Genomic DNA, 19146 nt, shown 5'->3' with positions numbered 1-19146 from the left:
CCGGCTCCCCGCCCTGGGTCTTCCTCCCCCCGGGGGGGGGGGGGCGGGGGCCGCCCCCCCCCCCCCCCCCCGGGGCCGGGCCCCTTTCGCGTGCGTGCTACCAGGTGAAGCCCGGCTGGACCGCCATGCAGGCACCCTCGTTGTCGCCGTTGAGCGCGTGGGCCGAGGTCGGGGCCACGGTCGGGGCGGGCGGCGGCGGGGTCGGCGCGTTGCCGGTCCGCCAGTCCTTGCCGACGAACAGGGTGATCCCGGGGACCTCCTCGGACTTCTGCACCGAGGTGGCGGGCAGGCCCAGGGCGGTGGCCACGGCACCCGCGTCGGCCGCCTGGGCGTCCGTGGCGTAGCGGACGACCGTGGTGTCCTCGGCGCCGGTCTGCGTATCGGCGGCGGCCTTCGTGAAGCCCTTGCCGGTCAGCACCGCGGCCACGTCGTTCGCCCGGTTCTTGACCCGGGTCTCGGCGCCGTCCTTGCCGCTCGTGGCGTTGCGGACGGTGACCGCGATCTTCGCGGGAGCCGCGGCCGGGGCCGTGGTCGGGGCCGTACTGGGAGCCGTGCTCGGGGTGCCCGGTGTGCCCGGGGAAGCGGAGGCGCCCGGTGAGGGGGACGCGCCGCCCTCCGGGGTCCCGGAGCCCTTGCCGTCGAGCGCGATGTCCTCGCGGATCATCCGGAACACGGCCTCGGCCTCGCCCGCCATGGGCTCGACCCGGCCGTCCATGCCGGGCTTGGTGCTGTACACCCACGGCATGGTGGTCATGGTGATCCGGCCCGGGGGCACCTTCTTGAGCTCCATGCTCAGGTCGTACAGCTTGTCGATCTTGTTCAGGCCGGTGTCCACGACCATGGCATCGATCGCCGCCTGCGCCAGGCTGTTGAGCTTCACCGGGTTGCTGAGCTTGGCGTTCTTGCGGAACTCGCGGGCCATCGACGTCATGTACTGGTGCTGGGCGTGGGTGCGGCCGATGTCCGTGCCGTCCTCGAACCCGTAGCGGGTGCGCAGCCACTGCAGGGCCTGCTCGCCCTGGATGGTGGTCGTCCCCTTCTCCAGCTTCAGGCCGGAGCCCTTGCCCTCGCGGTTGCGGGAGTGGACGTTCTCCTCGACGCAGACCGGAACGCCGCCGATGGCGTCCGCCATCGAGACCACACCCTTGAAGTCGATCATCATGAAGTGATCGACGGGGATCTTGGTCAGCTCCTGCCAGGTGGCGACCGTGCAGCCCGGACCGCCGCGCTGCAGGGACTCGTTGGTCTGTACGAGGCCCTTGCTGGCGGGGTGCACCTTGCCGCCCGGCTCGGTGCACTTGGGCATCATCAGGATCGTGTCGCGCGGCATCGAGACCACCGACATGTTGCTGCGGTCCGCGGACAGGTGCAGCAGCATCTGCACGTCCGCCAGCGGCGGGCCGCCGAAGGTTTCCGTGGCCCCGCCGAGGGACTGGTTGGCCTCGTCGTCGCGCGCGTCGGAGCCGATCAGCAGGATGTTCAGCGGGGTCTGCCCGAAGGCGTTGGGCTTGGAGCCGCCCAGCTTGGTCTCGCCGAGGTTCAGCTCGTCCGTATGGATGCTGCCGTTCAGATGGCGGTAGTACAGGTATCCGGCGGCCGACGTCCCGAGTATCAGCAGGGACAGTACGGAAGCCGTCCAGCGCAGCACGCGCCGCCGGCCCTGTCTGCGGGCAGGGCCGCCGCCCGCCGGGCGAGCCGTACCGGAGCCGCCCCGCGGTGGGGGCACCGTGCCGGACGCGCCCGCCCCGCCGCCGGATATCTCCCCGGCGGCCTGGGCGTTCGCCCCCTCCCCTCGCACGCTGCTGCGCCTCACACGTCCCCCTCAAGGTCCTTCTTGGTCAACGGAGTGCCGGTGTCACCGGCCGATTCCTGCTACTTGGCGCAGATCGCCTTGTCGGCCTGCGCCTGCTGCACGTCCTCGGGCAGCTGCTGGGGCACCGGGGCCGCCAGCGGGGCGCCCGGCTGCTGGAAGTCCGGACCCAGCGTCAGCTTCATCGGGGTCTTCGCCGGGGCGTCCGCCGTCCCCACCTTCAGCGCGGTCGCGGGCAGGCCCATGATGTCCGCCAGCGCCCGGGCCTGGTCGGCCTGGTTGGGGGCGTACTCCAGCTGCGTGGCGCCGACCTTCGCGGGCGCGTTGCCGACGTTGCTGGACTTGGTCACGCCCTTGCTGGTCTGCAGCCAGTTCAGCGTGGTGGAGGCGGAGCCCTTGGGGCCGCCGCCGTTGTAGACGCTCACCCGTACGTCCGCCGCGGCCGCGCGGTTGCCCTGGAGCAGGGCGTCCTGCTTGGCCTTCGCATCCGCGTCGGACGCCTCCTTGGCGGCCTGTTCCTTCTTCTCGACCTCCGTGAGCGAGACGTCCCCCCGGATCATCTGCAGCAGCGGATCGGCCAGGGTGTGATCGACGACGACGGTCGCCTTCTTGCCCTCAGGTTCGGCCGGGTTGTCGAGCACCGGGAGGGTGGTGAAGGTGATGTTCTTCGTGTCGATGCCCTTCAACTCGCCCGCCAGATCGGTGAGTTTGCCGATGGACCCGATCCCCGAGTCCACGCCCAGCGACTTGGTGGCGGCCTCCGCGAGGGAGAGGAACTTCTTGGGGCTGGTCAGCGTCTCCTTCGACTTCATCTCACGCATCATCGAACCCAGGAACTGCTGCTGGATCCTGATCCGGTCGAGGTCGCTGTTGTTGCCGAAGCCGTGCCGGGTGCGGACGAAGGCGAGGGCCTGTTCGCCCGCCAGGCGGTGTTCGCCGGCGTCCAGCTTGAGGTGGGAACCCTCCTCGTCGTTGACGGGCTTGGCCAGGCACACCGGCACTCCGCCGACCGCCGTGCTCAGCGTCTTGACGGCGTTGAAGTCGGCCATCATGAAGTGGTCGACCTCGATGCCGGTGAGTTCCTTGACCGTTCGCATGGTGCAGCCCGCGTCGCGGCCCTCCTGGCCCAGGCTGGTGTTGAACCGGGTGCCCTTGGTGGGTGCGATCGTCTTCGTCGATCCGTCCGGCTGTTTCGTCGGGCAGGCCGGGATGTTGGTGATCAGGTCGCGGGGGATGGACAGCGCGGTCGCGTTGGTCCGGTCCTTCGAGACGTGGAACAGGATCGTGGTGTCGGCGTGGCCGACGCTGTCCTTGTCCCCGTAGCTCTCGTTGCCCGCGCCGGTGCGCTTGTCGGTTCCGATGACCAGGATGTTGATCGGCTGGTCCTTCTTGAAACCGCCGGTGCCCGCGCCCGCCACGTCGGTGACGCTGAGGTTGCCGTTCAGGTGGTTGTAGTAGAGGTATCCCGCCACGGAACCGCCGACCAGCAGGAACGCCAGCGTGCCGCCGGTGATGACCAGCGCCTTCTTACGGCCTCCGCCGCCGAGCTTGCGGGAGCGTCCGCCGCGCCGGCCGCCGGGCGGCGGGTCGCCACGCCGCGGCTTCGGCACACCGGGGGCGGGAGTGGTGGGGGCTGAAGGAGCAGACGGTGATCTGCGGGGTGCGCTGACCTTGGGCCGCGCTTGCGCGGCGGAGTCGGCCAGTCGCAGTTCGTAGTTGCCGGTGCGGGGATTGAGTACCCACTGGTCTGCGGGGTCGATCTCGTCCGCCCGCCCACGGCTTTGCGCATCCACGGTTGCTCGAATCCTCCGTCGGTGCCTCGCGACGCGCCTCCCCCAGGCGCACGGTCAACGATCCGGCTGCTGGTGCCCGCCTCTGGTCCGGCCGGGCACCGGATCGCTCACCCTATCCGCCCTGTTCGGCTGCAAACCATGCTGGTGACAAATTCCACTCCCCTTATAACGGGGTGAACCACCCATCCCACTCGGTTCGGGCACCGGCTTTTGGGATTGCTTTACCGGCAGTCGGCGTTACCCGCAGTGGTTCCGGTGAAAGTGGGGACGGGTACCTGAGGTGTGACGGTTCCCTCGTCGGTGGAGTCGGTGTCCGAACCGGCCTCCGTGCCCGTCCCCGCGGCCTCGGCCGCAGCCGCGCTCGGCGTGGGCTTCGGCGGGGCGACGGTGACCGGCTTGTCCATCCGCAGCTGCTGGAACAGCCGCTCCGCGTCGGGCTCGACCAGCTCGTCCCGGTTCGGGTCGGGTGCGTACGGCTTGCGAGGCACCGTCAGGAACTTGACCTGATCGGTCGGGATGTCCCGCATGCCCCGCACCAGTTCGTACAGGCCGCGCAGCGAGGCCAGTCCCGGGTCCGTGGTCACCGAGGAGGTCGCCGCGTCCAGCAGCGGGTACAGCCGCGCCGGATTCAGCAGCACCCCGTTGCTCTGCACCTTCTTGACGAGCGAACCGAGGAACTGCTGCTGCCGGTCCATCCGTTCGGTGTCACTGCCGTTGCCCAGGCTGTGGCGGGCGCGGACGTAGCCCAGGGCCTGCTCGCCCCGCAGGGTCTGGCGCCCGGCGGCGAGCCGCAGCTTCGCCTCGGCGTCGTTCACCGGCTCCTTCAGGCACACTTCCACCCCGCCGATGGCGTTGACCATCTTCTTGAACCCACCGAAGTCGATCACCATGTGATGGTCCACACGGATCCCGGTCAGCTTCTCCACCGTACGGATCGTGCAGGCGGCGCCGCCCCACTGGAACGCCCAGTTGAACTGCGCGAACCGTTCGGCGGTGCGGCTCCCGTCCACCTGCCGGCAGGAGGGGATGTCCGTCATCAGGTCCCGGGGTATGGACACCGCGGTCGCGCTCCGGCGGTCCTGCGGCAGGTGCAGCAGGATCGTGGTGTCCGAGCGCTGGGTGCCCCCGTCCTGTCCGTACTTGGCGTTGTCCTTGCCGGAGCGCGAGTCCGAGCCGATCAGCAGGATGTTCTGGGCCCCGGTGGCCAGGTGCGCGGGGCGCTCGCGCTCGTAGCGCCGCAGCTCGGCCGCGGCCGAGGTGTCCTCGGTGATGTTCCCGTCGAGCTTGTTGTAGAGCCACCAGCCGGTGGCCGTACCCGCCAGGACCAGGAAGACCGCCCCCAGGCCGATCCAGCGCAGCAGGCGGCGCCGGCGCCCGCGGGTGCGCGGGGGCCGCCCCGCGCCCCCGGACGCGTCGGTGCCGCCCGGTATGCCTGCGCTGTCCGTCACTGGCGTCCGTCCCCTCGCCGCTACGACTGCGGGCCGTCGGCCGTACGGGTGAGCACGGCCACTGCCGATGCTGCCCCCGGGGCGCCGGAGCAGCCCGGGGGCGGGGGCTTGTCTAGGACCATGCGGGTGACAAATCGCCCGTACCTGCCTCTCACCAGTGTGAGTGACAGGCCTCCGGGCGGCGATCAGACGGTGTGGGTGACGCGCTCGCTCTCGCTGCGCTGAGCCAGCCCGTCCGCCGGGAGCCGGTCCAGGTTCCGGCACAGCACCACGGACCCGCCCGCGGCCAGCGCGGCGTAGAGCCCGGCCGAGAGCCCGTCCCAGGTGTCGTAGCCGAGCCCGGTCAGCACCCGCGAGCCCTCATCGAGGCCGAGCTTCGCCGCGTCCTCGCGGGCGCGGGCCACCAGCGCCGTGTGCGTGAGCTCCTCGCCGCCGACGACCAGCGCCGGGCCCTCGGGATCCACCGGCACGAAGGGCGCGAAGCGGTCGCCCTGCCCCGGCACCTCCACCGCGTAGTCGGCGAACCCGGCCGGCGGCTGCGGGAACCGTCCGCCCAGCGGCCGCAGCGCGAGCGCCACCCGCTCACCGCCGCACGCCAGGGCCCCCTCCAGGGTGTCCGGCCCGCTGACGACGAGATCCGCGTCCGCCGGATCCCCGCCGACCTCGGCGACGACCCCGACGGAGGCGCAGGCGAGCAGCCACACCGCGCTCTGCCAGTGCGCCGGGAGCATCAGCGCGAGCCGGTCCCCGGGCTCGGCCCCCAGGTCGCCCTGGAGCAGATTGGCGGTCTTGGCCACCCAATTGGCGAAGGTCGCGACGGACAATTCGACGCGCTCGCCGGTGGCATCGTCGTAGAAGGTGACGAGCGGGCGGCCCGGATCGGCGGCGAGCGCGGATCGCAGCAGGTCGGCAGGGGTGCGGTCAGTGGCGTTCACCCGGCACAGCGTACGCGGGCCCGTCCCCCGTACGGGGGCCGTCGGCTCCTCCGTACGGGGGAGGGGTACGCGCGGCGGGCCGGACGGAGCGTCAGTTCTCGGATGGCGCCGGGCGATCCGCGTGCTCACCATCCTTTTCATGCGTGGATTCCTTGCTTCCTCGATCGGCGTCGCGACGGCCGCCGTACTGGCCCTGCCCCTCGCGCTCCCCACCCCTGCCCTGGCCGAGACCGCCCCCGCAACCCCCGCCGGGTCCACCCAATCCCTGCCTCTCGTCCCGCTGGGACCCTCGGCGACGCGGGCGCCCGGAGTCCCCGGAATGAGCGCCTCCCCGGGCCGCCCCGAGACGCAGGGCCTGACCGCACGCGAGGTCAAGACGTTCTCGCTGGTCGGTGTGGTCTGGGACGACGCGGCCACCGAACTGCACGGCCGGGTCCAGGTACGGACCCGCTCCACCCGGACCGCGACCTGGTCGGACTGGCAGGACGTCGAGACGCACAACGGCGAGCACGCCGCCGACCCCGACGCGGCGGAACGCGGCTCGGGCAGGATCCGTGGCGCCACCGCCCCGCTGTGGGTGGGCGAGTCCGACGCCGTGGAGGTCCGCGTCCGGGCCGAATCCGGCGCCCCGGCCACCCGCGCCCCCTCCCGGCTGCCCACGGGCATGCGGATCGAGCTCGTCGACCCGGGCGCGGAGACCCCCGCAGCGGGCTCCGACGGCAAGAACACCGGCCCCGACGGCGACGGCAAGGGCGAGGTGGCGGTGCCGGCCATGACGATGGAGACGGCGGAGTCCTCCGCCGCGAACGTCCCGCACGCCTCGCTCGGCGCGAATGAGATCACCGCACTCGACAAGGCCGACTCCACCGCCGACGCGATCTTCGCGAGCGACGGCGAGCTGACCGCAGCGGCCGCCCCGTACATCGGTCCGCGCCCGCGGATCGTCACCCGCAAGGGCTGGGGCGCGGACGAGGGCCTGCGCGAGTCGGGCTTCGTCTACACGAGCACGGTCAAGGCGGCCTTCGTCCACCACAGCGCCTCCGGCAACAACTACGCCTGCAAGGACGCCCCCGCGGTCCTGCGCAGCCTGTACCGCTACCACGTGATCAGCAGCGGCTGGCGGGACTTCGGCTACAACTTCGCCGTCGACAAGTGCGGCACCGTCTACGAGGGCCGCGCGGGCGGAGTCTCCAAGGCGGTCCTCGGCGCGCACACGATGGGCTTCAACACCAACAGCATGGGCGTCGCCGTGCTGGGCACCTTCACCTCCTCGGCCCCGCCCGCGGTGGCGGTCGACGCGGTCGCCCGCCTCACTGCATGGAAGCTCGGCCTCTTCGGCCGGGACCCGCGCGCGAAGACCACCCTCAAGTCGGGCGGAGGCAACCGCTACCCCAAGGGCAAGAACGTGTCGATGAACGTCATCTCAGGCCACCGGGACGGCTTCGCCACCCAGTGCCCGGGCGCGAAGCTCTACGGCAAGCTGGGCGCCACCCGCAAGGCCTCGGCCAAGCTCCAGGGCCGCCCGTAGCCTCCGGCGGTCTGCGGGGCCCGTGGCGTGCGGCGCCGTCGCCGGGGCTCCGCCCCGCACTCCCTAGGGCGCTTCGCCCCGCACCCCCTACGGCGCCCCGGGGGGACGCGGGCCGGGCAGGGCTACGCTCGGGGCATGGCCGGCCGCTTCGATCCCCTCACCCGCGCCGCGGTCCGCGGCGGCCGCACCGACGTCCCCGCGGGCCGGGGCAGCCCCGCCGGCTCCGGGGCCGAGGAACGCCGCTGGACCCCCGGCGGCCCGTTCGACCTCGGGCTCATCCTCGGCCCGCTCCGCCGCGGCCCCGCCGACCCCACCTTCCGCACCACCCCCGACGGCTCGGTCTGGCGCACCGGCCGCACCCCGCGGGGCCCGGCCACCCTCCGCGTGTCCCGCGCGGGCGAGGAGGTGCACGCCGAGGCCTGGGGCCCCGGCGCCGACTGGTTCCTCGAACAGCTGCCCGCACTCCTCGGCGCGGGCGACGATCCCGCCGTCTTCGTGCCCCGCCACCGCCTCGTGCACGCCAGCCACCGCCGCCGTCCCGGCCTGCGCCTCACCCGAACCGGCCTGGTCCTCGAATCCCTGATCCCCACGGTCCTGGAGCAGAAGGTCACCGCCGACGAGGCCTACCGCTCCTGGCGCCGCCTGGTCCGGCAGTACGGCGAGCCCGCCCCGGGCCCGGCCGGCCCGGACCTGTACGTCATGCCCGCGCCGCGCACCTGGGCCATGATCCCGTCCTGGGACTGGCACAAGGCCGGGGTCGACGCCAAGCGCTCGGCCACCATCGTGCGGGCGGCCCGCGTGGCGAACCGCCTGGAGGAGGCGGCCGCGATGGACCTGCCCGAGGCCGTACGAAGGCTGGAGGCCGTTCCCGGCATCGGCCCGTGGACCTCCGCCGAAACCCTCCAGCGCAGCAACGGCCACCCCGACGCGATCACCACCGGCGACCTCCACCTGCCCGGCATCGTCGGCTACGCCCTCGCGGGCGACCGCGACGCCGACGACGACGCCATGCTGGAGCTCCTCGCCCCGTACGCCGGCCAGCGCCACCGCGCGGCCCGCCTCATCCTCCTCGCGGGCCACACCCCGCCCCGCCGCGCGCCCCGCATGCCGCGCGGCGACATCGGCCGCTTCTGAGTCCTGTCGTCGGGCGCCCCCGCCCCGCCGGACCAGGGCCCGCCCGGCAGGGCAGGAGTGGCCCGCCGGTCCGCCGGGCTCGCCGCAGGCGTCACCGCACCTGGATGAAGTCCGCCGCGGAGCGCCCCGGCCGGTCCGCCGGAACCGCCGCCGGGTGTCCCACCGCCACCGTTCCCATCGGGTCCCAGTCCTGCGGCAGCTCCAGTACCTCCCGCACCACGTCCCGGCAGAACATCGTCGAGGACACCCACGCCGACCCCAGCCGCTCCCCGGCCAGCGCGACGAGCAGGTTCTGGACGCCCGCGCCCATCGCGACCACGAACATCTCCCGCTCCGCCGTGTCCCGCCGGGCGTGCCCGTAGTGGTGCGCGCCGTCCGTCACCAGACACGGCACCACCAGGTAGGGGGCGGCCCGCAGCACGTCCCCGCGCCGCACCCGCTTCGCCACGGACTCCTCGGACTTGCCGTCCGCCCGCAGGTCCGCGACCCACGCGTCCCGCATCGCGTCCAGCAGCCGCACCCGTGAGGCCTCGGACTCCAGCAGGACGAACCGCCACGGCGTCGTGTGGTGCGGGGCCGGGGCCGTCACGGCCGCCGCCACCGCCCGCCGCACCGCGCCCGGGTCCACCGGCTCCGCGGTGAAGGCCCGTACCGTACGGCGCTGCGTCACGGCTTCCCGTACGGCTTCCGAGGTCCCCAGCCGGAACATGTCGTCGGCCGGCGAGCGCACCAGGTCCCGGGCCGAGGAGCCCTCGCCCAGTACGTGGGCCAGCCCGCGCACGACAGCCACCGGCAGCCCCGCGGCCTTGCCCTTGACCAGGTCACCGGCGGCGGCCAGCTCGTCCGCGGTCGCCACCAGCGTCGAGCTCAGCGGATTGCCGTGCGCGTCCGTGCCGCCGCGCAGGTCGTCCAGGACCCGTACACCGGCCGAGCCGATCGCCACGTCCGTCAGTCCGGTGCGCCACGGCCGCCCGAAGGTGTCCGTCACGACCACGCCCACGTCCACGGACAGGGTGTCGCGCACCCCGGCGCGGATCGCGGCCGCCGAGGCGTCCGGGTCCTCGGGCAGCAGCAGCACGGTGCCGGGGGCGGTGTTGGAGGCGTCCACGCCGGCCGCGGCCATCACCAGGCCCTGCCGGTTCTCGACGATCCGCAGCGGACCCCGGCGCGCGACGACCCGTACGGTCTCGGCGTCGATCGCGGCCTCGCGCGAGTCGGCCTCCACGATGCGGCCCTCGGCCTTGGAAACGATCTTCGAGGTGACCAGCAGGACGTCCCCGTCGCGCAGGTCGGGGGCGGCCGTCGTGATCAGCTTCGCCAGGTCGTCGCCCGGCCTGACCTCGGGGATGCCGTCGACCGCCCGCACCTCGTACGCGGGCACCCCCGTCACCGGGAGGCCTCCGCCAGCTCCAGTGCGGCGCGGGCCATCTCCGCGGTGGCCTCCACGTCGGTCATCATCAGCGGCACCGCGCGGCAGGTGATCCCGGCGGCCTCGACCTCCGCGACGGCGTCCGCGTCCGAGGTGTCCACGAGCCAGCCGTCCAGCAGCCCTGTTCCGTAGTGCAGGGCGACCGCGGCGGCGGTGGACTCGACGCCCACCGCGGCGAGCACCTTGTCGGCCATCCCGCGCACGGGCGCGCCCCCGACGATGGGGGAGAGGCCCACGACGGGCGCCCCGGCGGAGGCCACGGCGTCCCGGATGCCGGGAACGGCGAGGATCGTGCCGACCGAGACCACGGGGTTGGACGGCGGGAAGATGATCACGTCGGCGGCGGCGATGGCCTCCAGCACACCGGGGGCGGGCTTGGCCTGCTCGGCCCCGACGGGTACGACCGCCTCCGCGTCCACCGAGGCGCGCAGCCGGACCCAGTACTCCTGGAAGTGGATGACGCGGCGTTCCCCGGTGCCGGCCTCGGTGATCGCGACGTGGGTCTCGACCCGGTCGTCGGACATGGGCAGGAGTCGTACGCCGGGCTGCCAGCGGTCGCAGAGGGCCTCGGTGACGGCGCTCAGCGGGTAGCCCGCGCCGAGCATCTGCGTACGCACGATGTGAGTGGCGAAGTCGCGGTCGCCGAGGCCGAACCAGGTGGGTCCGACCCCGTACGCCGCGAGTTCCTCCTTGACGGTGAAGGACTCGTCGGAGCGGCCCCAGCCCTGGTCCTCGTTGATGCCACCGCCGAGGGTGTACATCACCGTGTCCAGGTCGGGGCAGACCTTGAGCCCGAAGAGGTGAATGTCGTCACCGGTGTTGCCGATGACCGTGATGTCCGCGTCGGGCACCGCCGACTTGAGTCCGGACAGGAACCGGGCGCCGCCTATACCGCCGGCCAGAACAACAATGCGCATGCAGACAGTCTGTCAGCCGGAGGCTGTCGTCGAGGGGTGGAGGTCAGGCCGATCGGGGTCGGTCCGATCGAGGTCAGGCCGGTACGGCCGCGGACTCGGCCGGGGAGCAGCTGTGCATCGGCATCTCGGTCAGGCCGGGGAAGTAGACGTGCAGGCTGACCGCGCCGTCGAGGGTGTCGTTGACGACCTCGTGGGCGTAGCCGGGGGCGAAGACGCGCTGGGTGCCGGGGCGGTGGGTGCTGCGGCCGCGGGGGGTGTGCTCGGTGAGCTCGCCCTCCAGGACGGTCATGACGCCGGAGGAGGCGCCGTGGTCGTGGCGGCCGCTGCCCTGGCCGGGGACCCAGCTGAGCAGCCAGACCTCGTAACCGGGGCCGGTGCGCAGCCGGTGGTACCAGCGGGTGGTGGCGTCGTACTCGACGAGGTGCTCCCAGGAGGCGCGGTCCTCGGCGATGGAGCGGGCGAGCCCGGCGAACTCGGCGACGGTGGCCGGGTGTTCACGGGCGGGCTGGAGGAGGTGCTGGACGGCGAGGATGTCGCCGGCGATCTGGAGGTCGCTCTCGACCGTCGCGGGAGCGGCGGAGGAGGCGGAAGCGGTGGGGGTGGCGCTGTTCGTGCTGTTCATCGTGGGGGGTACCTCGACGGATGTCAGTCGTGCTGGCGGTTGCTGCAGGGGCGGGCCGGAGCTCTGAGGAGCCGGGGCTCCGCGGGCATCAACAGCTGCAACAGCAACAGCGAACCTGGGCAGCGCACAGGAACCCACGAATGGGGGTCCGGGTGGTGGTGGCTGCGGGCGCTGACATGCAAACAAGGAGAACGGCTCGGGGGCCGGACTGTCAACCCAATGTCCGGTTTGGTGCAAAAGTTTCACCTCATCCGGTTACCGTGCCCGGAGAAAGGTTTGTGCACTGTGCGGCAGGGGATGTGGCGCTGTGTCGGCGCTCAAACCCGATCCCGACTTCCGTGACCTGAATGTGATCTGCGCCGCTTCTCCGGTCGGACCGCAACCCCTCCCGGAGGTGGCACGTGGAATACGGGTAAAGGCGGCATCCTGTGGCACCGGTGGCATGTGTCACGATTTTTGGCGATATGAACACTTTCTGCATAGGCTTGGTTCCGCAGAGTGAATAAGGGGCCCAATAGCAGATCTCGGCTTGACTGCCCCGGAGCCACGCACTTGTAATTTCACTCGTGTCGTTACGTAGCAATCAGTGACGGCATCGTCACGGGGACGCACAGACAGAGCGAGGGGCGCACATGACCGAGCTGTTTCAGGAACTGCTGGTCGAGGAGGCGGACGAAGAGCTCGGGTGGCAGGAGCGCGCACTGTGCGCCCAGACCGACCCCGAGTCCTTCTTTCCCGAGAAGGGCGGCTCCACCCGCGAGGCCAAGAAGGTCTGCCTCGCCTGCGAAGTCCGCTCCGAATGCCTTGAGTACGCCCTCGCCAACGACGAGCGATTCGGCATCTGGGGCGGTCTGTCCGAGCGGGAACGCCGCCGCCTGAAAAAGGCAGCGGTCTGAAACGGCCGGCGCACCACCGGTCAGGCACCTACCGCACATCGCACGACATATCGAACGCACCACGGAACGCACCGCAGCACGCACCACGGAACGCACCACAGAGCGCACTTCGACGCATGACGGACAGAGCGCCGAACGGGACGACAAGCGCGACACACAGCACGGCACACGGTCCGCCTCCTGCACCTTCCCCGCAGGAGGCGGACCGCTGTCGTGGCAGCCGTTAGGGTGGGGCGCTGTCCAGCAGCCTCCGAGGGCACACCACCCCCGGACCCCCGGCCGGAGGGCCCGTACCGCGATGTCCCTGCACAGCCAGTCGACGGCCTCCTACCAGGCCCCAGCCACACCCGAGTTCCCCCGGCACGTCGTCACCGCGGTCCTCGTCGCCCATGACGGCGCCCGCTGGCTGCCCCGGACACTCTCCGGCCTCCTCGGCCAGGAACGCCCCGCGCAGAACCACATCGCCGCCGACACCGGCAGCGCCGACGAATCCGCGCGCCTGCTCACCGAAGCCCTCGGCGACGACCGCGTCCTGCACCTCGCCCGCCGCACCGGCTTCGGCACCGCGGTCGACGAAGCCGCACGCTCCGCGGGCACCCTGACCCCCGAGGACCTCCCGTACCTCAAGCGCCCCAGCGGCTGGGACCCTGTCAGCCGCACCTGGCGCGACGACACGTACGACCTGCCCGACCTCCCCCACGGCGAACCCGTCCAGTGGCTCTGGCTCCTGCACGACGACAGCGCCCCCGAACCCGACGCCCTCACCGAACTGCTCCGCGTCGCCGAGGAAAACCCCGACGCCGCCGTCATCGGCCCCAAACTGCGCGGCTGGTACGACAAGAAGCAGCTCCTGGAAGTCGGCGTCACCATCGCCCGCAGCGGCCGCCGCTGGACCGGCCTCGACCGCCGGGAACAGGACCAGGGCCAGCACGACCAGGTCCGCCCCGTCCTGTCCGTCTCCACCGCGGGCATGCTGGTCCGCCGAGACGTCTACGACGAGCTCGGCGGCTTCGACCGGCGCCTGCCCCTCATGCGCGACGACGTCGACCTGTGCTGGCGCGCCCAGAGCGCCGGCCACACCGTCCTCGTCGCCCCCGACGCCGTCCTGCGGCACGCCGAGGCCGCCGCCCGCGAACGCCGCACCGTCGACTGCGCCGGCCGCACCACGGCCGGCCCGCACCGCGTCGACAAGGCCGGCGCCGTCTACACGATCCTCGCCAACAGCTCCGGCCGCGCCCTGCCGTACGTCCTGCTGCGCGTCCTGCTCGGCACCGTGCTGCGCACCCTCGCCTACCTCATCGGCAAGGCCCCCGGCCAGGCCGTCGACGAACTCACCGGGCTGCTCGCCACCCTCCTCCGCCCCGGCCGGCTCCTCGCCGCCCGCAAGGCCCGCCGCCGCCCCGCCGTCCCCGCCGCCGAACTGCGCCCGCTCTTCCCCCCGCCGGGAGCCTCCCTGCGGGCCAACGCGGAACAGCTCGCTGGCTACTTCGGCAGCGACCGCGATAGCGCCGCCGCCCCCGCGGGCCGGCACGGCGGAGGCAGCGTCCTCGACGCCCCCCGCGAGGACGGCGACTACCTGGTGGAGACCGAGCGCTTCGCCCGCCTCAAGCGGCTCGCCCGCAACCCCGCGCCCCTCCTCCTCGCCCTCCTGGCCGTCGTCTCCCTCGCCGCCTGCCGCGCCCTGATCGGCGGCGGCTCCCTCATGGGCGGCGCCCTGCTGCCCGCCCCCGGCAGCGGCTCCGAACTCTGGGCCGCCTACACCGACGGCTGGCACGCCGTCGGCACCGGCTCCACCGTCTCCGCGCCGCCCTACCTGGCCGTCCTCGGCACCCTCGCCACCCTGCTGTTCGGCTCCACCCAGGCCGCCCTGACCCTGCTGCTCGCCGGATCCGTGCCGCTCGCCGGCCTCACCGCCTACTTCGCCTCCCGGCCGCTCGTCGAATCCCGCCTGCTGCGCGCCTGGGCGGCCATCGCCTACGCCTTCCTCCCGGCCGTGACCGGAGCCCTCGCCGGCGGCCGCCTCGGCACCGCCGTCCTCGCCGTCGTGCTCCCCCTCCTCGCCCGCTCCGCCGTCGCCGCCTTCGACCTCGCCGACGGCGCGGAAGCCACCGACCGGCGGGGCGGCCGGCGCGCGGTGTGGACGTACACGCTGCTGCTCACCCTCACCACCGCCTTCACCCCCGTCGTATGGCCGCTGGCCGCCGTCCTCGGGATCGGCGCGCTGGTCCTGCGCCGCGCGCACTGGAAGGCGTACGGCCTGCGGCTGCTCGCCACCCTCGCCGTCCCGCTCGTCGTGCTCGCCCCCTGGTCGCTGGGCCTGCTCACCCACCCCGGCCGCCTCCTGCACGAGGCCGGACTGCCCTTCGGAGCCGGCTCCGCCGACGCCCTCGGCCTGCTCGCCATCAGCCCCGGCGGCCCCGGCACCGGCGCCGGACCGGTCCTCGCCGGCATCGTCCTCGCCGCCCTGGCCGCCCTGCTGCGCACCGACCGCGCCTTCGCCGTCCGCACCGCCTGGGCCGCCGCCCTGGCCGGACTGCTCCTCGCCGTCGTCCTCAACCGCACCGCCTGGGCCGGACCCGCCACCCTCGTCTACGGCCTCGCCCTGCTCACGGCCGCCGCGCTCGGCGCCGACGGAGCCAGGGAACGCGTCGCCGCCCGCAGCTTCGGCTGGCGCCAGCCGCTGGCCGCGCTCATCGCCCTGGCCGCCGCCCTGGGCCCGCTGGTCGCCGCCGCCACCTGGATGCTCGCCGGCGCCGACGGCCCGCTGCAGCGCCGCGACCCCGTACAGGTCCCGGCCTTCGTCGCGGACGCGGGCGGCGACGACAACCAGACCCGCACCCTGATCCTCGACCTGGACCCGCCCGCCACCGTCTCCTACAGCCTCGTCCGCGGCTCCGGCGGCCGCATCGGCGACGCGGAGGTCACCGCCCGCACCGGCGGCGACGCCCGCCTCGACAAGGTCGTCTCCAACCTCGTCGCCGGCTCCGGCGCCGACCAGTCCAGCCAGCTCAGCGCCTTCGCCATCCGCTTCGTGATGTTCCGCCCCGGCGGCCCCGAGGAGATCCGCCGCGTCCTCGACGCCACCCCGGGCCTCAGCCGTCGCCACCAGCAGGACGGCACCGCCCTGTGGGGCGTCGAACCCTGGCTGCCGCGCGCGGTCATCGTCTCCGGCAAGCAGGGCGAGGCACCGATCCCGGTCGCCGCCGGACCCGTCGAGGCCCACAGCAAGATCCCCGCCGGTGACGCGGGCCGCGTCCTGCGCATCGCCGACCGGGCCGACGAAGGCTGGCAGGCCACCCTCGACGGCAAGCCCCTCAAGCCCAAGACCCTCGACGGCTGGGCGCAGGGCTTCGAACTGCCCGCCGACGGCGGCCGCCTCGACCTCGTCCACGAGGACTCCCTGCTGCAGACCGCCTGGTACTGGGTCCAGGGCCTCCTCGCCCTGGTCCTGCTGGTGATGGCCCTGCCCGGCCGCCGCGCGGAACTCGACGACGACCTGCCGGACGAGGAGGCCGCGCTCCCGGACCGGCCCGCCCCGGGCGAGGCCGGCGAGGGCCGCCGCGCCCGCCGGCTGCGCGCCGAGGCCGAACCGGCCCCCGTACCGGTGGAGACCGCGGCCGTCGCCGACCCGTACGCGCAGATCCCGGCACAGCCGGCGTACGGCGACGACAGCTACGCGTACCAGGCGTACGGCGACCAGGGCGGCTACGCGTACGAGCCGCAGCAGCAGGCCCCGTACGACCCGTATCCGCAGTACGACCAGCAGGACGGCCAGAACGGCCAGAACGGCCAGGGCGGTCAGGGCGGTCAGGTCTACGAGGACCCGTACCCGCCCCAGCCCCAGCACCGGCCGGTCCAGGACCCGGACCAGCAGCAGTACACCTACCCGTACGAGCCGTACCAGCCGTACGACCCCCACCACCCCCACGCACCGCACGACCCGCGTCCGGACGGGAGCCCCCAGCAGTGAAGCAGCGCGCACCCCTGACGCTGGCGGCGGTGACCGCGGCCCTTGCCGCCATCACCGGCGTCGCCGCCCTCACCGCACCCGCCGCCGACGGGAAGGCGGCCGACGGCAAGGCGGCGTCCGCCTCCCGGATGCCGGTGGAGCGGTCCCTGCTGGTGTGCCCGGGGCCCAGCTCCTCGGACATCGCCGAGACCACGTACACGGCCTTCACCCCCGGCGCGCCCGCACGCGAGGGCAAGGGCTCGGCCCGGCTGCTCGGCGCGACCAAGGACGCCAAGCCGGTGCTGGAACCCAAGGAGGCGGGCAAGCCCGTCGGGGCCACCGCCAGCGGCGCCGACGCCCCCGCCCTCACCGGCAGCGCCGACGGGATCCTCGCCCCCGGCTGGACCGCGCAGCTGACCACCAAGGTCTCGGTCGGCCGGACCCGCGGCGTGCTCGGCGTCGGCTGCACCGCACCCGGCACCGACTTCTGGTTCCCCGCGGTGAGCACGGCCAAGGGGCGCGAGGACTACGTCCACCTCACCAACCCCGACGACGCCGCGGCCATCGTCGACATCAAGATCTTCGGCCCGGACGGTCCGGCCAAGCCCGACGCCGGCACCAGCGAGAGCATCCGGGTCGACCCCAAGTCCACCAAAACCGTCCTGCTGTCCACCCTGGTCCCGGGCGCCCAGCTCGCGGACGCCACCGCCCACGTGACCACCCGCGCGGGCCGGGTGGGCGCATCGGTGCAGGTCGGCGAGGAGGCGGCGGGCGCCGACTGGCTGCCGGCCTCCGCCGACCCGGCGGGCTCGCTCGTCCTGCCGGGCATCCCGGCCGACGCCGCCTCCGTGCGGCTGGTCGTCTTCGTACCGGGCGAGGAGGACGCGGACCTGAAGGTGCGCCTGGCCGCACCCGGCGGCTCGATCAGCCCGGCGGGCAACGAGCAGCTGCACGTCAAGGCCGGTATGACGGCGGCCGTCGACCTCAAGGACCTGACCCGCGGCGAGCCCGGCTCGCTGCTGCTGACGCCGTCCGACCCCAAGAAGTCCGCCCCGGTCGTCGCGGCGGTACGGGTGGTCCGCGGCAGCGGCGCCAAGCAGGAGATCGGCTTCATCCCCGCCACCGGGCCGGTCGGAGCACGGGCGACCGTGGCCGACAACCGGCCCGAGGAGAACACCACCCTGCTGGCCCTGACGGCCCCGGGAGCCGACGCGAAGGTCAAGGTCACCGCCTCGCCGGGCACCGGCGGCGGAGAGGCGGCCTCCCAGGAGGTCACCGTCAAGGCGGGCACCACGCAGACGCTCTCCCTGGCCCCGGCGGGCGGCAAGGGCTCCTACGCCCTCACCGTCGAGACCCTCTCGGGCGGCCCGGTCCACGCGGCCCGCACCCTGTCCCTCCCGCACGAGGGCATCGCGATGTTCACCATCCAGGGCTTCTCGGACGACCACTCCACGGTCTCGGTCCCCAAGGCCGCCCAGGACCTCTCCGTCCTGACCCGATGACGACCCGATGACGACCCGATGACGGGGCGCCCCCGGTACGGCCAGGACAGCCTCAGTCCTGGCCGTACCGGGGGTCCACCGTCTCCGGCGAGAGCCCCAGCAGCTCCGCCACCTGCTCCACCACGATCTCGTGGACCAGCATCGCCTTCTCGTCCCGCGTCTTCGTACGGATCTCCACCGGCCGCCGGAAGACCACGATCCGGGCGGGCCGCCCCTCGCGGGACTCCGACACCGCGCCCAGCGGCACCGCCTCGTCGTTCCAGCCGCCGTCCGGACCGCCCGGCGGCCCGGGCACGTCACCGATCAGGAACTCCACCTCGCCCAGCTGAGGCCAGCGCCGCTCCAGCCGCTCCACGGAATCCCGGACGAGGTCTCCGAACAGCTCCGACCGGCTTGCCGACAGCGGCACCTGAGGAGGGGCCACCGGACCGCGCATCCCCCGCCCGTGCCGGTCCCGCCGACGCGGGCGCGGCTCGGCTCGGGTCCCCGTGGGGGGCTCGGCGGGGCAGGGAGGAAGAGGGGTGTCGGTCACCCCCGCAGGGTAGCTCTGAGCACGACACGGGGGAGTGAGCGGCGGTGGAGTCGTCGCGGCCCGGTCAAGAGTGCGGTACCGTCCAACGTCGTGAGCCTTGTACGTCGCTGTTCGCGCACCGCGTGCGGCCGCCCTGCCGTCGCGACACTGACGTACGTCTACGCCGATTCGACCGCAGTTCTCGGCCCGCTCGCCACCTACGCCGAACCCCACTGCTACGACCTGTGCGCCGAGCACTCGGAGCGCCTGACCGCCCCACGGGGCTGGGACGTCGTGCGCCTGTCCGACGGCTCCGGGCCGTCCCGCCCCAGCGGCGACGATCTCGAAGCCCTCGCCAACGCCGTCCGCGAAGCCGCCCGCCCGCCGGGGCGCACGGCCGAGGCCGGCGGCCCCGGCCAGGGCGGCCCGTCCACCGGAGAGACCCGTCGTGGACACCTGCGCGTCCTGAGATCGCCCGATTCCTGACGCTCCGGTGGCCTGAAGAGCTGTTCCTGGTTCAGGGTAGGTTTTGCTGAACCGCACAGGACCTTCAGGAGGGCAGGCAGTGGCCGCAGATCTTTCGAACATCGTCAAGGCGTATGACGTGCGTGGCGTCGTGCCGGACGAGTGGGACGAGTCCCTGGCCGGGTTGTTCGGTGCCGCGTTCGTGGA

The 19146-nt window shown here is 73.2% G+C and carries 14 protein-coding genes; 6 read left to right on the top strand and 8 right to left on the bottom strand.

The genetic code is table 11. The features are described from left to right. Positions 1-97 precede the first annotated feature (97 nt). From ACFY04_RS38305 to ACFY04_RS38290, 4 genes are all read right to left on the bottom strand, one after another. Positions 98-1813 (bottom strand): LCP family protein, encoded by a 1716-nt coding sequence (locus ACFY04_RS38305; RefSeq protein WP_389124606.1) that lies wholly within the window; start codon positions 1811-1813, stop codon positions 98-100. A 59-nt stretch (positions 1814-1872) separates the two neighbouring features. Further along, entirely contained in the window at positions 1873-3603 is a 1731-nt protein-coding gene (locus tag ACFY04_RS38300; protein WP_389124603.1) for an LCP family protein, read from the bottom strand. Between the two features lie 221 nt (positions 3604-3824). Beyond that, positions 3825-5051 carry an LCP family protein gene (locus ACFY04_RS38295; RefSeq protein ID WP_389124600.1) on the bottom strand — a complete coding sequence of 409 codons (1227 nt, stop codon included), beginning with the start codon at positions 5049-5051 and terminating at the stop codon, positions 3825-3827. Between the two features lie 185 nt (positions 5052-5236). After that, the gene (locus tag ACFY04_RS38290) at positions 5237-5986 is read right to left on the bottom strand and encodes a TIGR03089 family protein (RefSeq protein ID WP_389124597.1); all 750 of its coding nucleotides are present in this window, start codon (positions 5984-5986) and stop codon (positions 5237-5239) included. Between the two features lie 139 nt (positions 5987-6125). On the opposite strand from ACFY04_RS38290, the gene ACFY04_RS38285 reads away from it, so the two are divergent. Together ACFY04_RS38285 and ACFY04_RS38280 are read left to right on the top strand one after the other, a co-directional pair. After that, on the top strand, positions 6126-7514 hold the full coding sequence (locus ACFY04_RS38285; protein ID WP_389124594.1) for a peptidoglycan recognition protein: 1389 nt from the start codon (positions 6126-6128) through the stop codon (positions 7512-7514). Between the two features lie 135 nt (positions 7515-7649). Continuing rightward, entirely contained in the window at positions 7650-8648 is a 999-nt protein-coding gene (locus ACFY04_RS38280) for a DNA-3-methyladenine glycosylase family protein (RefSeq protein WP_389124592.1), read from the top strand. A 91-nt stretch (positions 8649-8739) separates the two neighbouring features. Here the strand turns inward: ACFY04_RS38280 and ACFY04_RS38275 are convergent, their stop codons facing one another. The 3 genes from ACFY04_RS38275 to ACFY04_RS38265 all read right to left on the bottom strand — a co-directional run bounded on the left by ACFY04_RS38275 (position 8740) and on the right by ACFY04_RS38265 (position 11616). Beyond that, positions 8740-10038, bottom strand: coding sequence for a coenzyme F420-0:L-glutamate ligase (locus tag ACFY04_RS38275; RefSeq protein WP_389124589.1), 1299 nt, complete (start codon positions 10036-10038; stop codon positions 8740-8742). Next, positions 10035-10994: a 2-phospho-L-lactate transferase gene (gene cofD, locus ACFY04_RS38270; protein ID WP_301370592.1), complete on the bottom strand. Its 960-nt coding sequence runs from the start codon at positions 10992-10994 to the stop codon at positions 10035-10037. The genes ACFY04_RS38275 and cofD overlap by 4 nt, the downstream gene beginning before the upstream one ends. Before the next feature lie 73 nt (positions 10995-11067). Continuing rightward, positions 11068-11616: a cysteine dioxygenase gene (locus ACFY04_RS38265; protein WP_389124587.1), complete on the bottom strand. Its 549-nt coding sequence runs from the start codon at positions 11614-11616 to the stop codon at positions 11068-11070. Positions 11617-12248: 632 nt separating this feature from the next. Here ACFY04_RS38265 and ACFY04_RS38260 point away from each other — a divergent pair. The 3 genes from ACFY04_RS38260 (at position 12249) to ACFY04_RS38250 (ending at position 17963) form a co-directional block, all read left to right on the top strand. Continuing rightward, complete coding sequence (locus ACFY04_RS38260; RefSeq protein WP_003983763.1) at positions 12249-12512, top strand: WhiB family transcriptional regulator; 264 nt, start codon at positions 12249-12251, stop codon at positions 12510-12512. 298 nt (positions 12513-12810) lie between these two features. Further along, the gene (locus ACFY04_RS38255) at positions 12811-16482 is read left to right on the top strand and encodes a glycosyltransferase family 2 protein (protein ID WP_389124584.1); all 3672 of its coding nucleotides are present in this window, start codon (positions 12811-12813) and stop codon (positions 16480-16482) included. Then, positions 16479-17963, top strand: coding sequence for a DUF5719 family protein (locus tag ACFY04_RS38250; RefSeq protein ID WP_389124581.1), 1485 nt, complete (start codon positions 16479-16481; stop codon positions 17961-17963). The genes ACFY04_RS38255 and ACFY04_RS38250 overlap by 4 nt, the downstream gene beginning before the upstream one ends. A gap of 52 nt (positions 17964-18015) precedes the next feature. Here ACFY04_RS38250 and ACFY04_RS38245 read toward each other — a convergent pair whose 3' ends face one another. Continuing rightward, a complete protein-coding gene (locus ACFY04_RS38245) occupies positions 18016-18495 on the bottom strand; it encodes a metallopeptidase family protein (protein ID WP_373037078.1) in 480 nt (159 codons plus the stop codon). A 15-nt stretch (positions 18496-18510) separates the two neighbouring features. On the opposite strand from ACFY04_RS38245, the gene ACFY04_RS38240 reads away from it, so the two are divergent. Then, complete coding sequence (locus tag ACFY04_RS38240; protein ID WP_314253893.1) at positions 18511-18960, top strand: DUF3499 domain-containing protein; 450 nt, start codon at positions 18511-18513, stop codon at positions 18958-18960. Positions 18961-19146 lie beyond the last annotated feature (186 nt).

Source organism: Streptomyces sp. NPDC001549 (genome assembly GCF_042894025.1).
In the GTDB taxonomy this organism is placed as follows: domain Bacteria; phylum Actinomycetota; class Actinomycetes; order Streptomycetales; family Streptomycetaceae; genus Streptomyces; species Streptomyces kutzneri.
The sequence above is the reverse complement of the archived record's forward strand: the minus strand, read 5'-3'. Positions and strand labels throughout refer to the sequence as shown.